The following is a 14992-nucleotide window of genomic DNA, read 5'->3' as shown; positions in this document are numbered from 1 at the left end:
CGCATCCTTTCTACGTGAGCTTATGGCCGCACTCAACACAAAATTTTTGCCCCTGCTCCACATCATGACTGCATTGGCTGCACGTCAGTGCTGTCTCTCTTCCACAATGTGGACAGAACTTGACATTGGCAGCAATCACCTCTCCGCAATGTCTGCATGGGGCGGGCATTGCTTGCCCACATTTCGTACAATGCGAGCAATTGGGCTCGTTATCAGCACCACATTTTGAACATGGATTATAAGGATCACCGCAGTTGGGGCAGAACTTTGTATGTCGCGGCATCCAATCGTCGCAAGATTGGCATTTCACCACGTCAGGTAACTCTGATCCGTCTTTTGCTACTAGCGAAGATCCGCATCCCGTACAGAAAGCGGCATCCTGCTCGTTTTTCCGTTGACACTTGGGACACAATTTTTCGTCAGCCATGACCTTAAGCTCACTAGACAGCCGAGACATCGCGCCTCCAATCGTACCACCTACCCCGTATCCCATGCTAAGCCCAATCCCCGCTCCCATCAGATCAGACTGTATACTGCCTTCGTTCTTTGCCGCATGGCTGAGTGTATCAAACGTCCGCTCCTGTTGATAGGTGAACCCGATAATATTCATCTCAGCCCTTTTTGCTAACGCTTCCTGTAATCGCTTCGTAGCTGGATCATCTTCTGGTGTATTGATGGAGTCAACATAGAAGTTAAGCAAGCCAATCCCATACTCTTCAAATATTGGCGCCACTTGCTCTTGGATATGTTTTGAAATATCTGATATGTAAGCGTTAATTTCCAAAATGCTAATCTTTCGATGTACCAAATAGGAAGAAATATGTTCGTGAATGTTCATCATCAAGACACCACGGAAATATTCTGTCAGCATCTCTTGATTAAAAACGGACAGTGTCCCAACAAGCTTGTTCAGAAATTTACGAGCGTCCATAATCTGAATGCCAAACTGACCAAAAGAGCGCACTTTTACAAACAACTGATACTTTGGATCTTGCAGTTGAAGAGGTGAGCGTGTGCCCCACTTAATATTTAGCGAATGAAGCTTATTAACATACCATACCTCTGCCGTAAACGGTGAATCACCACCAAAGGGCAAATTGACAACGTGATTGAGAATAGGAATGTTAGCTGTATTAAGTGTATGTCTGCCTGCTGTAAACCGATCATGCGCCTGCCCACCCTTATATAGGATTGCTTCCTGCGCTTCATTTACTATCAACTGCGTCCATGTTCCTAGCTCATGGTTTGGATATTTCCATGCGAACACTTCAGGTGATCCGTCATATTTAATTACATCAATAATTGCCATACATGTTATACCTCCGCTGTTCAGGTTGATAAGAAGACAAGTGCCTATCCATGATAACTTCTACAACTATAATCACATGGAACACAAGCATATAGTATCAGCTCTAACACTGTATTCTGAATAATTATATAAGCCCTACTTTAATAGTATAGATGACAGCCCTAACAAGAACCATCCTAATATTAGTAAAATATATACTCTCTATAATAGACTATTTAATGTTATTAATTAGAATCAAAAAACCTGTCTATTAGACAGGCTCTGTTTTAATATGGCATGAGTGCAGCACATTTCTTAGCTAGACGCTATCAATAATAATTAGGTTCTTATTGCAAATCCTTCTTCATATAGTAGTGTGTGTGCGTCCCCGCATTCTCAATGGACCCATACACCTCAAAGCCATGTCTCTTATAAAAATCCAACGCTTGAAAGCTTAACGTATCCAGTTTAATAAAATCACACTTTTTGTCTCTTGCAATCTGTTCGACCTCGGCTATCAACTTGCTACCGTATCCTTGTTTCCGAAGTTCTTCATCCACATATAAATAATGCACCTCTAACCAATTCCAGCAGATCTCGCCTACAACACCGCCACATACTTGGCCTTCCTCATTTTTGATAAACAGATTTACTTCTTCATATCTGCTTTTTAAATGATCTGGGAAATGCTTTGCATTAAATTGAATAAGTCCATTCCTTACGTATTGCTTGTCCGTGCTATTTGATTCACGTGTAATGTGAAGTTTCATCGTTCCACTCCTGTTCTCTGCTGTATTCATTTGACGTGAAAGGGATTATATCTCAACATAAATTTAACACATTTAACCATATAAATATATCACTTGAAACTGAAATACGCATACTGCTTGGGCAAAACAAAAGTAGTCACACTACCTGTAAAAAAAGGATCGGCATTAACATAAGGTTAGCCCTTTTGTCCTATCACACCTAAACTAGAATTCATTCGATGATAAGCGCTCATTTAGACAATAAAAAAATCCATTTTAAGTGAGGTCGACTAAAATGGATTCTTAATGTATCTAATTCATGCTATTGCTATTTCTTTAATATAGTGAACTATTTTTTCTCCATAATCGCAAAATAATTTTGCTCCTCATCCGCAAAGTTAAATACTCTACCAGAAGGCATGCTTACCATTTCACCGACTGTAATATTTTTATCCACGAATTCTTTGTATAATTGTTCAAGATTATCTGCAAAGAACAGCAGCGAAGGCGTACCCAAATTTAATTCTGGCTGCATCTTGGCAATGAACTCCTTATTATGAAGGACGATGCTTGTTGCTGCCTCCTTAGAGGGTGCAATTTCTATCCATCTTAAACCTTGCCCGTTATCTTCCTCCGAAATTACGCTGAATCCTACTTTTTCTGTCCAAAATTTCACTGCCTCATCCTGGTTGTTTACATAAACCATAATTTGACCCACTTTATTAATCATCCGCTTCGCTTCCTTTCTGCTAGTCCTGATTATATTATTTTTTACATTTGAACTCTTGATTATACTTAAAATACAACATCAACTATCTATGTACGATAGGTCGGTCTAAAAGAGTGATAAATAAAACATCCTTATAGCGTCTACTTTATCACCATAGTGTCATTCTACCCATTTCAAGTCCCATTCACAACTTCATATAATGTAAAGAATTAACGGAATTGTTCTTCATGCATCCGGCTTAAATAAGTCGTTAGGGAACGACATACTAGTCAAGTCTAATATGTCGTTCCCTCCCATTACTTCTTTGTTACGCGTGTGCCTTTATTTCAATTTTAATGCCATCAGAAAAGCCACAAATAGAATACAACAGCCTGCCAGAAACGGGGCAAACATGTTCACATCAAATAAACAACCCGCTAGAGTCGGACCCAATATATTTCCTATACTGATATAGGCATTATTCATACCCGCCACATAGCCTTGTTCACTCCCTGCCATTTTAGAGAGTTGTGTATGAAGAGCTGGTCGAAGCATAGCCGTAGCAAAGAAAATACATGAGGTTACAAGAAAGATGCTCCAAAAATCTGCTGCCAATAGCAAAACTATATAAGCAATTGAAGTTAAAAGAAGAGATCCTTTTATCACTTGTTGTTCGCCAAACTTCTTAATGACTTTCGCTACAATCAATGCCTGTATGCCAACTCCAATAATCGCGCCCGTGGTTAGAATAATAGCAATATGCTGCGGTGTAAACTGAAAACGATTCGTTACATATAAACCAAGCACGGATTCAAAATTAGCGATGCCAAACGTCATCACCAGAACGAGCACAAAGAGCATCGCATACTTGGATGTTAAAGATTTCGCATACTGTTTAAAAATAGATTCTTTGGGCCGCTCCCTTTCTCGTGCTGATTTCATCTGTTCTTGCGATAAGCTTTCAGGTAAACAAATGATGGAGAAAATAACCGCAGCAACCGCAGCACCAGTTGCTACATAGAGCGGTACTCTCGTTCCATACCCTGCAAGAAAACCTCCAAGTCCAGGTCCAATTACAAATCCGAAGGACATCGCTGCGGACAGCATGCTATTTCCTTTAGCCCGATCTTCGGTAGTTGTAATATCAGCTACATAAGCCATCATTGGCGGAACCATTAAGGCTGCAGCCACTCCTTCTAGCAGTCTTGAGGCATACAACATCCATAACATATCCCCAATAGCAAATATAAACTTGGCTACAGCAAAGACAATGACACCTGAAATGATAAACGGCTTCCTTCCATATCGATCCGATAATTGTCCAGTTCTCGGAGACAGCAAGAACTGAGTAATCCCATAGGCTGCAACCAATAATCCCATCGATTGTCCATTTGCTCCAAATTCAATAATTAGTTCTGGCAGAATAGGGGTTATTAACCCTACCCCCACCATAACAATGAATATATTAATCATAAGAATTAAGAGTACTCTTTTATTGTTTGTTAATGTAATCATACGAATCCTCCTTACTTGCAGTACAGCAATTTATAATGTTCTTCAACCGCACCTTCGTAGCTTATAAATGCAAAAAAACCTCCTTATCCACGAATTACGGGATAGGAGGCAAACATGCGGAAATACAAACAATAAGATACACTGCTCGCGTTAAAGAGCAAATATCTTATCGTTAATATGTAAAAGCCCACACTAATCCTATCCAGAAAATCCGTAAGATCACGATTTTTCTTTTGTGGAATCGGATTAGTAGATCATTGGCTTTTGGTCACCCTTTCGATACTTATTGTCAGTCAGCATAGCATATTACAGTTTTGAAGGTCAATAAAGGATTTTCTATTTGGGAGCATGCCACTCCCATAAGGTGTCATCGATTTATAGACGTAACTCACGTACATATACGGAACAACTTACTTGAATACAACTATGTTGGAACAGTCGCTTAAAATAGTTAAGGGTTAAGCGCTCTAGCCATTGCGTCCACATAGTTTTGACTAGCGCGTTGGCTTACTTCCGCTTCTGGGACAAACACTTCAAAACAGTGGAAGCAGCCAGGATACAGCTGAAATTCAACGTCAACACCCGCTTGTGCAAGACGCGTCACATATTCGATCGTCTCATCTCGGAACAGATCAAGCTGCCCCACGCACGTATAGGTCGGCGGCAAGCCAGCCAAGCTGTCCGCTTTTGATGGCACCGCGTACGGAGACAACTCATGATCTTCGACACCCGCGCCCAAGTACATCTGCCAAGCTTCCACATTGTTTGTCCGGTTCCAAGTTGCGTTGTCAGCCGTGATTTCATAACTTGATGCCGTCGTATTGCGGTTGTCGATCATCGGATACAGCGGCATTTGGAAAATAAGAGCGGGCCCGCCTTTATCCCGCGCCATTAGGGCAAGCGCTGCGGTCAAGCCGCCACCCCCGCTTGCACCGGCAATCGCAACCCGATCTACATCGATGCCAAGTGATTCTGCTTCGTCCGTCATCCACACCAAGCCGGCATAACAATCCTCGATGGCTGCCGGGTAAGGATGCTCGGGAGCTCGTCGATAATCGACCGATACAACAACACAATGAGCTGCCTGCACGAAACGTTCACACAATACGTCGTCCATATCTGGATGACCCAGCACATAGCCACCCCCATGTGTCCACAGCATAGCGGGAAGCTTTGCGTCCGTTCTGTTTGCTGGCTCGTAAATTTTGACCAGCATCTCGCCTGCTCCGCCCCTAATCATTCGGCTTGTCGTGCTTACATGCTCCGATGCCTCAATAGGTGGACCGGACAGCATACTCCTGCTCCCCTCCAAGTTCGCTTCCAACTGGAAACCAGGGAATTGTGCTAACGCCGACTTTAATTCCGGTAATACCCGACTTTCAAAATTCATATGAATTCCTCCGACAATAGAATATGTTTTCGAATCACTTGCCATTTTATTATTTAGCCCTTAGATATAAACTCCATTTTCCGTCTCCGCTTCCCACTTGGCTATTTCCGCTCTAACCCGAGGCGCAACCTCAGTGCCTAACAACTCAATAGCTCTCATCACTTGGTGATGCGGCATCGTACTTAGCGGCACATACAGCATAAAGCGAGTAATGCCTACATGTTTGCGGAGGTGAATAATCTTCTGCGCGACAGTGTCCGGATCGCCTACATACAATGCGCCTTCAAAGCTGCGCGCGGCATCGAAGCTAGCACGATCATAGTACGCCCAGCCCCGCTCCTTGCCTAGCTTATTCATACCTGCTTGGGTAGATGGGAAAAATGTATCGGCCGCCAGCTCCGTATCTTCTGCGACAAATCCGATCGAATGCGAACCCACCTGAAGCCGTGATTCGTCATGGCCAGCGTGTGCGGCCGCCTTCTTATAAAGCTGCACAAGCGGTGCAAAGTGCAGCGGGCTTCCGCCTATGATGGCCAACATCAGTGGAAGTCCCAGCAATCCTGCACGGATAGCCGATTCCTGATTTCCCCCGCTGCCAACCCATATCGGCAAAGGATTCTGAACAGGCCGTGGATATACACCCAGATTGTTAATCGCTGGCCGATGCCCACCCTTCCAAGTTACCTTCTCAGATGCGCGTATTTTAAGGAGCAGCTCCAAATGCTCGTCAAACAGCGCATCATAGTCATTCAGGTCGTAACCGAATAACGGAAAAGATTCAACAAAGGAACCTCGTCCTGCCATAATTTCTGCGCGCCCATTTGAAAGGCCATCCAGTGCTGCAAAATCCTGAAATACACGCACTGGATCAGCCGATGAAAGTACAGTAACAGCACTGGTCAGCCGAATCCGTTTGGTCTGGGATGCAGCAGCAGCCAGTACAACTGCTGGTGAGGATGCTGCATAATCCTCGCGGTGATGTTCCCCTATTCCAAAGACATCAAGTCCCACTTGATCAGCAAGAACAATTTCCTCTACCACCTCACGCAATCGTTGTGCATGACTTATCACTTCACCCGTCTGAATATCCGGCTTTGTTTCTACAAACGAAGTAATGCCAATTTCCACCTGTCATCTCTCCTCTTTAAAGTTTCTTTTTAAATGGACATGGACTAGAATAAAGCCATTCACTTCGATATCGTATATCTTTAGTTCAAGTTATTAACCAGGTCTTAGTAGCAACCTGTCCATCCGACTCTTATTTCTGAATCTGAATAGCGTAGGACACCAGCTTTATGTTGTTGCTGCAGCTGTAGAACGACTAGTCATAGCCCAAAATAGTAGAGCTGCTGCACTAACAGAAAACCCAAGCAAGCTTACTCCCCCCCAGCCATAGTGAGCATACATATGGGTTGAAGCAATTGAACCGCCCGCACTACCTATAGAATAGAACACCATATACCCAGCAGTAAGCCGACTGCGCGCATCCGCACGCAAAGGAAGGATCATCGTTTGATTCGTCACATGTACCGCCTGCACAGCCAAGTCAAGCAGAACAATACCGATCACTAAAGCGAATAGGGACTGCTCTGTGTAACTGATGAACAGCCAGGACACTAACAACAGGCTCAAAGCAATACCCGTTGTTTTCTGCCCGTAACCTCGATCAGCCAGCTTTCCTGCCCGTGCTGCTGCCAAAGCTCCAGCTACTCCAGCAAGGCCAAATGCCCCAATTGCACTGTGCGTCAGAGATAAGGGTGGTGCATGAAGTGGCAGCACGAGTGAAGTCCATAAGATGCTGAAGTCAGCAAAGATCAGTAGGGCTAGCACCGAACGGATACGTAATATCCGTTCTTGTACAAACAACCTAAACACCGATCCAAGCAGCTGCATGTAGGACAGTGATTTCACTTGTCGTTCAACTTGAGGCAGCACTTTAGAAAACATACAGATCATCAAGAACATTAACGCAGCTGAAACCAGATAGACGGAACGCCAACCCGCAAGATCGGTCAAGACGCCTGCAATGGATCGCGCAAGCAATATGCCGATTACAATTCCGCTTGTAACGATGCCAACGACACGTCCTCGTTCGGCCGGAGCAGCCATATTTGCTGCAAACGCCACAATCGTCTGGGTAACTACAGCAAGCAGTCCCACCATTGCCATGCCAGTGAACAGCACTATACTGGTAGAGGCCGTTCCAACGATAACAAGAGCTAGCATGGAAAGTAACATCTGACCCATAATCAAGCGGCGTTGGTTCAGTAAATCTCCAAGTGGTACTAGCAGCAGCAATCCCAATCCATAAAAGATCTGAGTAATGGTGATCACCATACCAATAAAGGAATAATCGATACCGAACTCACGCGACAGTTGATCAAGAAGTGGCTGTGCAAAATAGATATTAGCGACTGACATGCCACAAGCAACAGCAAACAAAAGAATTACATAGAAAGACATTGAAACAGGGTGATTCGCATCAGACATGTTCAGCGGCGCCTGTGAAGAATCAGCCTGTATATCGGCGTTGACTGCTGCCCTTTCTATGACCTCCTCGATTTTATGCACACTGTATCCTCCATTCCTTTAAAATAACATACCGATCAGTACGTTATGGTTCCCAGTAAATATAACGCGTCGATCAGATTAGTGTCAACACATTTATTTAGTTACACTAATTATAATTTCGTTCACAATGATCTATATTGCGTATAAATCAATCTGTCTTTGACAAAGGTAACTGCTGAATATACAATAATAATATACTGTTCAGTACATAAATGGCGTAAGTCATTTTTGTACCACATTTATTTACCATGAAGAAGAATAAACGGTAACGAGAGGTATTCATGATGGCAAGAACCCGAGAATTTGACGAAGAAAAAGTATTGGATGCGGCCATGCAGTTATTTTGGGAGAAGGGATATGAGGCAACCTCAATAAGCGATTTAACGACTAGAATGGGTATACAACGTCCTAGCATATACTCTGCCTTTGGTGATAAGAAAGAATTGTTCGAAACTGCGCTGCGCAAATATACGATGTCCCGTGCTTCAGATGTGCGTGCTAGACTTCAAAGCCATTCATCTGTAAAAGAAGCATTTCTCACTTTTTTTGAGCATGTAGTTGCGGAGGAATATGCGGTGGATCGCAGTCGGGGCTGCTTTTGCATCAATACGATGGTGGAACTTGCACCTCATGATGAGAAATTTGAAATACTGACCCGGGAGCACCAAATGTACCTGGCCGTCATATTTCAAGAAACCATTGAACGAGGCATACAATCGGGAGAGCTTGAGGCAGATATAGATGCCAGATCCTTATCACAGGCGCTAATCTTATCGTTAATCGGACTAACTGTCATGTTGAAGTCTCGTCCGCAGCAAGCATTTATTGATAACGCGATAAAAGCGACACTTGCATTGCTAAAGTAAGTTAGTTGGACTAAAGCTCCTATTGTCGGAAGCTCCTGCGGCAGAGGTTTACTGCGGTAATCCTCTAGCACAGGAGCTTTCAGTATCTGCATCTCCATTGTTGTCGCGAAGACCATCTCATTCTAGAGAGCTATCTGTTATAAAGTGATCTGGTTATCGTAACGGGATAGAATGAGGATTGGCATGAAATAGCACATGTTTGCATAGCGGACTGGCGGACTCAACCCTTGGATGATTGAACGTTTTCAGATAGCGCATTCCTATTTTCTTCATCACGTTTTTGGAGGGCTGATTCACGTCGGCTGTAAAGCTATACACATCACTAAAACCTAATTCGTTAAATCCATATTTCAAACAAGCTGCTGCCCCCTCTGTTGCAAGCCCTTGCCCCCAAGCCTCTTTTTTCAGGCGCCATCCGATTTCTATGCAAGGTGTAAAATCAGCATCAAATGTGGCCCTATGAAATCCAATAAACCCGATAAATGCCTTGTCCTGCTTGGTCTCCACAGCATATAACCCAAATCCACATGCTTCAAATTCAGATATAATGGTGTGATAGAATTCATTCGTTTCAGTCGTGGTTAACGTTTTAGGGAAATACGTCATCACTTTTTCATCCGCATTTAGTCGACAAAAGGGCTCTACATCCCTTCCTTCCCAGTCGCGTAATATTAATCTTGAAGTTTCGATGTAAATCATTTTACCCCTCCCAATCCGTAACAATTTCTCATATATGACATTCTCGTGCGCACATAGTATTTATTTTACTTCAGGAAGTCACCTTGCCAATACGTCCCATTCCAGCTTCCCCCGCTGCCGTTTAAAGTAAGATTGATCTTTTTATTAAAGTCACCAATAAAGTGCGAATCTTTGTAAACAGCGCCATTGCTGACGAATTCTACTGTCACGGTCATTCCCCCTATATATCGGCCGTCTAGTCTATGAATCGTTAATTCTTTTAACCCTGCTGACATGTTCTTCATAGAAAGAAAATTCCCCACCCAAGCCGTACCGTTCCAGTAGCCGTTTCTTGCATTCAAATCAAGATTAATCTTTTGATCAAAATAATCCAATACTTCATAGTCTGTATGCAGAGCGTTATTGATCGTAAAATCAGTCGTTATTTTTAAATTGCTAATTAACCTGTCATCCGTATTCGTAATAGTGATTGTAGGGGCTGGATCGTCAATGGAGATATTGTTAACATCATGAGTACCCACCACTTTTAACATCACAGCACCATGCGACGGAACGTTAGCTGTATAACCGTTTGAAAATGTCCCTAAGTTTGATTTAGCCCACAAATCACGAACCGTTGCGCCACCAGCCAGTAATCCAATATCGCTCCAACTCACTGTAATATTGGTTGCAGCACCAGTACCGTTAAACAGTACAACTGCTCTTTCGTTATCATTCAGTAAGCGTTTGTTCCAGATGGTAACACCGTCGGCAATTTCTTTAACCACTCTTCCCTGGTAACCTCGGATGTCCTGATTTACAGCAATAACTTCAGGGTTCATTAGGATATCTTTCGTGGCCTGCGTCATCGAACTAATATCGTTACCAGCTATGAGCGGAGCGGCCATAATGGACCAAAGACTAAAATGAGAACGCTGCTCCGTATCCGTCATTCCCCCATTCCCAACTTCAAGCATATCAGGGTCGTTCCATGCACCAGGACCAGCGTATGAATATAAAAATTGATTTTGGCTGATATTGGACGTAATACTGTCCCAATGATCATAAATATCTCCTGATGTACGCCACAAGTTTCCTGTTTGCGCTCCCCAAACCCATGGTGCCTGTTCTCCCCAGTTGCAAATGCTGTAAGCGATCGTTCTTCCGGAGTTCAACAGCGAGTTTCGGAATTCGCCATACCATGTTGCCGCATCCGGTTTCGTCCCGCTTGAGTGGCTTGCTGGATCGACATAACACCAGTCAACCTTGACATAATCGATTCCCCATTCAGCATACGTGCTTGCATCTTGGTCATAGTAGCCACGGCTGCCAGGACGCCCTTCACATGTCTGATAACCGATATCTGTGTAAATACCGAGTTTTAATCCCTTGGCATGCATATAATCTGCAAGCGCCTTCATCCCACTTGGAAAACGTACGGTATCCGCTACAATTTTGCCTGATGCATCCCGTGAGGTTTGCCAGCAGTCGTCAATATTTACATATTGGTATCCAGCATCCTTCATCCCGCTAGTGACCATAGCATCTGCCATCTGTTTAATTAAGGTTTCACTTACGCCGCAGCGAAATTTGTTCCAGCTATTCCATCCCATTGGTGGTGTCTGAGCCACTCCATTCTGAAGCGCATGTGCGGTAAATACAGCCGTATGATCCAGAGATCCAATGATCAAGATGAAGAAAAACAACATACCAGTAGTTATGCACGACTTTAAATAAGACCGATCCTTTTTCATAAATCGACATCTCCTTTATTCATGTATAAATAAAAGACTGCTGCTTAAATAACCTTCTATACTACAGAATCAGTTATTGATCATTAGGAAGTATGCTGTCATTCAAATACGGGGCCTGAATTAGGGTATCTGCTATTGTCTACAGCGCTTGAAGGGGAAGTGCAAGAGAAGGAGTACTGAAATGAATTTAATCTATCTAGTTGGTTGATGTCTTTATGTAGGCATCATAACACCCCCGATATAAAATAATGGAGCTACCGCAAGGCAGCCCCCGAAAGGAATCATGTTGTTATTCTGGATGTCGAATCTAAGGCTCCGAGAAGAGCTGCTCAATTACAACCGCATCACTGTTATTGTGCGGTCCAAGACTTTACTTCCCCAGTCTACAACTATATAAATAATGTTCAAGACCTAAATCTCAAAAAATCCAATAGAGAGCTCTGCAGGTTATCCACGGCTGGTATGAAGAGTGCTTTATTTTTAATGATCATGGTCTAATCGAGAACAGTAAGCATTCCCGTCATCTGCGGGAAACCATTTTTAAACCCAAACTTTTCGTAGAATTCAGTCTTACCCTCTGCTGCAAACAAACCGATAAACGCAATCCCGTCGTCATGACGACGCTTCTCAATGTATGTCAATAAATGCCGCATAATAGCTTTCCCTACACCCTGACCTTGGAAGGAAGGGAGTACAGCAACATCTTGTATATAAAAATACATTACTCCATCACCAACGATTCGACCCATCCCAATCGGCGCACCATCTATTGTCACGGTAACCCCATAAAGAGAGGTCGCTAATGATCGCTCTGACATCTCTGTATTAAGACTTCCCCATCCTACTGATTCCCATAACTGCTTATGTTCCAAAACGGTAGGCATTCTCTCACTGATGGTATAATTTACTTTTTCCATATTAACTACCTTTCTTTCATTGATTTGCGGACTAACGCATTCGACTGCCTTATACCGTGATCTCCCATTCAACATGTTCCATGATCTCCACCCAACTTTCAGTTCAGTTCTATCTTATTTCTCCCCCTACCTCAAACACTCCTGTCCTTTCGACAGGTTAAATAATCGCCTCATTCCACTTTGCTGTGGTTTCCCTATAACTAGTCTGTTGATATGGATGAACCTTAAAATGATTAGTTCCCTTGACTTAAGTCAATGAACCGTCATAAACCGCCTATTACAATGGAATCAACACAACAACTAGGGGGTAATATTATGGTTTCCTCGAGAAAAGAACTAACGGATCAGCGAAAAATGGCTCTGACTGCTGCCATATCACTTCTCATCATGACCCTTGCTGCCTTTTTTTCATATGGGTTTGTCCATGGAAGCCTCGTGGTACAAGGGGATGCCACCGTCACATATCATAACCTCTTATCATTGAATGTGCTCTTCAAAGCTGAAATCTTGGGGTGGATCATTATCCTGTTCTGTGACATAGTGGTCGCCTGGGCTTTTTATATGTTCCTGAGGCCAATTGATAACCATCTTTCATTGCTCGGTGCATGGTTCCGTCTTATCTATACGGCAGTATTAGGAATTGCCATCCTGAATTTAATATTGGTGCTGCTTCTCACAAACAGTACAGTCCATTCATCATTATTTAAAAACGATCAACTTCAAGCACATGTGATGCTGTATTTGACAGCATTTGAAACGATCTGGTCTATTGGTTTAATCATTTTTGGCGGGCATCTACTGCTTGTTGGCTATTTAGCTTTCAAATCGAACAGCATTCCGAAAGGAATTAGCATCTTATTGTTGATTGCTTCAATTGGCTATATTGCCACTCATCTATGTAACACGTTTTTTCCACATTTCGATGTGATCATGACGATACTAAAATTTACATTTACTGTCCCGATGATTGTAGGAGAATTAGGATTTGGCATATGGTTGCTATTAAGAGGAGGGAAACTCATTGTAAAGGTGTGATCTCTGCCTAATGCATATCTTTATAGACCCGCTTCTTGATTCTACTTAATGACTCCGGTGTAATACCGAGATAACTGGCCAATTGATGTTGAGGGACCCGCTCGATTAAATGAGATCTTTTCAGCAATAGCGCTTTGAACCGTTCTTCAGGTGTGGAGGCGATAAATGCTGCGAATTCATCTTGTACTTGACCAAAGTTTTCCTCTATCATCCTGCGTGTCATAGATTCTAATTGAGTATATTTATTATACATGTCTTTTTCCACCTCTAGGTCTCCGACGACCAATGCAGAGTCCTCAAGACACGTCATGGAGTACTCGGATGACTTATCTTGTTTGTGATGATTGAACATCGAAATGGCCTGCTCTTCCGTGTAGAAATTCGATGTGACCTCTTTTCCCGTTTCATCGATCGAATACTGCCTTATGCATCCCTTTAATACAAAATAACATTTTGTAGGAACATCTCCTTGTCTGAGAAGGACTGTTCCTTTTTTATATTCTTCGATCATTATATTTTGAACGATAGCCTGTTGTTGTTCTTCGTTAAGAGAAGTAAATTTAGTCAAATACTTAAACAATATGCTTTTCATTCTGCTTCCTCTCTTTTCCTAGAATATAGTCATGTTAGTTCACCTCATCTTATCACAATCAGTGCTAACAACTTGAAATTTCGAATGAGAGCGCAACATTTTAAACGTCTCCTTGTGATAAAACTATACTTGAATTCAAATCAAGGAGATGAGGATATGAATAAGTTGGAAGGTAAGGTTGCTGTCGTAACCGGTGCAAGCCGGGGAATTGGTCGTGGCATTGCGTTACGTCTGGCACAGGAGGGTGCTCTCGTTGCCGTACATTATGGAAGCAGACAAGATGCTGCACAAGAAGTAGTTCATACAATTGAGCAAAGTGGTGGATCTGCATTTACGATCGGTGCTGATTTAAGTACCCTTAACGGTATTGAAGACTTATATACGACACTGGATGAAACACTTCAAGAGCGCACAAATGATAATCGTTTTGATATTTTGGTGAATAATGCGGGAATCGGTCAAATCGTAACATTGGAAGAGTCAACAGAAGAGTCTTTTGACGAAGTTATGAACATGAATGTCAAAGCACCACTTTTTGTGACCCAGCAAGCATTGCCGCGACTGAAAGACGGAGGCCGCATCATTAATATCTCATCGTTTGTGACACGTGTAGCTTCACCTAGTGTGTTTGCCTACAGCATATCGAAGGGTGCTGTCGATACATTTACGAAAGTCTTAGCTAAGCAGCTCGGAAGCCGTAATATTACAGTAAACGCCATTCAACCCGGTATTATTAATACAGAGATGAATGCAGGGACGTTAAAGGATCCGAATGGACAAAAATTTGCTGCTGGACTTTCAACCTTTAAAAGATGGGGCGAACCTGAAGATGTTGCAGATATTGCATCTTTTCTTGCCTCATCAGATAGCCGCTGGGTAACCGGACAATGGATTGATGCAAGCGGCGGATCTCATCTGTAAACTGACG

At 42.9% G+C, this 14992-nt stretch carries 14 protein-coding genes; 3 read left to right on the top strand and 11 right to left on the bottom strand.

Going from position 1 to position 14992, the window contains the following annotated elements; genetic code table 11:
- Positions 1–10: 10 nt before the first annotated feature.
- From QP775_RS12990 to QP775_RS12960, 7 genes are all read right to left on the bottom strand, one after another.
- Positions 11–1309 carry an SPFH domain-containing protein gene (locus QP775_RS12990; protein ID WP_285106576.1) on the bottom strand — a complete coding sequence of 433 codons (1299 nt, stop codon included), beginning with the start codon at positions 1307–1309 and terminating at the stop codon, positions 11–13.
- Between the two features lie 326 nt (positions 1310–1635).
- Positions 1636–2058, bottom strand: a complete 423-nt coding sequence (locus QP775_RS12985; protein ID WP_285106575.1) for a GNAT family N-acetyltransferase — start codon at positions 2056–2058, stop codon at positions 1636–1638.
- 328 nt (positions 2059–2386) lie between these two features.
- The gene (locus QP775_RS12980) at positions 2387–2767 is read right to left on the bottom strand and encodes a VOC family protein (protein WP_239333934.1); all 381 of its coding nucleotides are present in this window, start codon (positions 2765–2767) and stop codon (positions 2387–2389) included.
- 321 nt (positions 2768–3088) lie between these two features.
- Positions 3089–4261 carry an MFS transporter gene (locus QP775_RS12975; protein ID WP_285106574.1) on the bottom strand — a complete coding sequence of 391 codons (1173 nt, stop codon included), beginning with the start codon at positions 4259–4261 and terminating at the stop codon, positions 3089–3091.
- Between the two features lie 451 nt (positions 4262–4712).
- Positions 4713–5651, bottom strand: coding sequence for an alpha/beta hydrolase (locus tag QP775_RS12970; RefSeq protein WP_285106573.1), 939 nt, complete (start codon positions 5649–5651; stop codon positions 4713–4715).
- 60 nt (positions 5652–5711) lie between these two features.
- A complete protein-coding gene (locus QP775_RS12965; RefSeq protein WP_285106572.1) occupies positions 5712–6779 on the bottom strand; it encodes an LLM class flavin-dependent oxidoreductase in 1068 nt (355 codons plus the stop codon).
- Positions 6780–6944: 165 nt separating this feature from the next.
- A complete protein-coding gene (locus QP775_RS12960) occupies positions 6945–8222 on the bottom strand; it encodes an MFS transporter (protein ID WP_483312016.1) in 1278 nt (425 codons plus the stop codon).
- A gap of 284 nt (positions 8223–8506) precedes the next feature.
- On the opposite strand from QP775_RS12960, the gene QP775_RS12955 reads away from it, so the two are divergent.
- A complete protein-coding gene (locus QP775_RS12955; RefSeq protein WP_285107262.1) occupies positions 8507–9088 on the top strand; it encodes a TetR/AcrR family transcriptional regulator in 582 nt (193 codons plus the stop codon).
- 153 nt (positions 9089–9241) lie between these two features.
- Here the strand turns inward: QP775_RS12955 and QP775_RS12950 are convergent, their stop codons facing one another.
- The 3 genes from QP775_RS12950 to QP775_RS12940 form a co-directional block, all read right to left on the bottom strand.
- Complete coding sequence (locus tag QP775_RS12950) at positions 9242–9787, bottom strand: GNAT family N-acetyltransferase (RefSeq protein ID WP_285106571.1); 546 nt, start codon at positions 9785–9787, stop codon at positions 9242–9244.
- Between the two features lie 65 nt (positions 9788–9852).
- Positions 9853–11520, bottom strand: a complete 1668-nt coding sequence (locus QP775_RS12945) for a glycoside hydrolase family 27 protein (protein WP_285106570.1) — start codon at positions 11518–11520, stop codon at positions 9853–9855.
- Positions 11521–12014: 494 nt separating this feature from the next.
- Positions 12015–12437: a GNAT family N-acetyltransferase gene (locus QP775_RS12940; RefSeq protein WP_285106569.1), complete on the bottom strand. Its 423-nt coding sequence runs from the start codon at positions 12435–12437 to the stop codon at positions 12015–12017.
- A 315-nt stretch (positions 12438–12752) separates the two neighbouring features.
- On the opposite strand from QP775_RS12940, the gene QP775_RS12935 reads away from it, so the two are divergent.
- Positions 12753–13472 (top strand): DUF4386 domain-containing protein, encoded by a 720-nt coding sequence (locus tag QP775_RS12935; RefSeq protein ID WP_285106568.1) that lies wholly within the window; start codon positions 12753–12755, stop codon positions 13470–13472.
- Between the two features lie 7 nt (positions 13473–13479).
- On the opposite strand, the gene QP775_RS12930 is transcribed toward QP775_RS12935, so the two are convergent.
- Complete coding sequence (locus QP775_RS12930; RefSeq protein ID WP_285106566.1) at positions 13480–14064, bottom strand: Crp/Fnr family transcriptional regulator; 585 nt, start codon at positions 14062–14064, stop codon at positions 13480–13482.
- Between the two features lie 156 nt (positions 14065–14220).
- On the opposite strand from QP775_RS12930, the gene QP775_RS12925 reads away from it, so the two are divergent.
- On the top strand, positions 14221–14985 hold the full coding sequence (locus QP775_RS12925; RefSeq protein ID WP_285106564.1) for an SDR family oxidoreductase: 765 nt from the start codon (positions 14221–14223) through the stop codon (positions 14983–14985).
- Positions 14986–14992: the final 7 nt, after the last annotated feature.

Origin of the sequence: Paenibacillus sp. UMB4589-SE434, assembly GCF_030226685.1 — a bacterium.
Taxonomy (GTDB): domain Bacteria; phylum Bacillota; class Bacilli; order Paenibacillales; family Paenibacillaceae; genus Paenibacillus_B.
Note: the sequence above shows the minus strand (reverse complement) of the source record. Positions and strands in the feature narration are given on the sequence as shown.

Coding starts and splice junctions, on each gene's coding strand:
- QP775_RS12990 (WP_285106576.1), bottom strand. CDS start 1,309: ATGGCAATTATTGATGTAATTAAATATGACGGATCACCTGAAGTGTTC.
- QP775_RS12985 (WP_285106575.1), bottom strand. CDS start 2,058: ATGAAACTTCACATTACACGTGAATCAAATAGCACGGACAAGCAATAC.
- QP775_RS12980 (WP_239333934.1), bottom strand. CDS start 2,767: ATGATTAATAAAGTGGGTCAAATTATGGTTTATGTAAACAACCAGGAT.
- QP775_RS12975 (WP_285106574.1), bottom strand. CDS start 4,261: ATGATTACATTAACAAACAATAAAAGAGTACTCTTAATTCTTATGATT.
- QP775_RS12970 (WP_285106573.1), bottom strand. CDS start 5,651: ATGAATTTTGAAAGTCGGGTATTACCGGAATTAAAGTCGGCGTTAGCA.
- QP775_RS12955 (WP_285107262.1), top strand. CDS start 8,507: ATGGCAAGAACCCGAGAATTTGACGAAGAAAAAGTATTGGATGCGGCC.
- QP775_RS12950 (WP_285106571.1), bottom strand. CDS start 9,787: ATGATTTACATCGAAACTTCAAGATTAATATTACGCGACTGGGAAGGA.
- QP775_RS12945 (WP_285106570.1), bottom strand. CDS start 11,520: ATGAAAAAGGATCGGTCTTATTTAAAGTCGTGCATAACTACTGGTATG.
- QP775_RS12940 (WP_285106569.1), bottom strand. CDS start 12,437: ATGGAAAAAGTAAATTATACCATCAGTGAGAGAATGCCTACCGTTTTG.
- QP775_RS12935 (WP_285106568.1), top strand. CDS start 12,753: ATGGTTTCCTCGAGAAAAGAACTAACGGATCAGCGAAAAATGGCTCTG.
- QP775_RS12930 (WP_285106566.1), bottom strand. CDS start 14,064: ATGAAAAGCATATTGTTTAAGTATTTGACTAAATTTACTTCTCTTAAC.
- QP775_RS12925 (WP_285106564.1), top strand. CDS start 14,221: ATGAATAAGTTGGAAGGTAAGGTTGCTGTCGTAACCGGTGCAAGCCGG.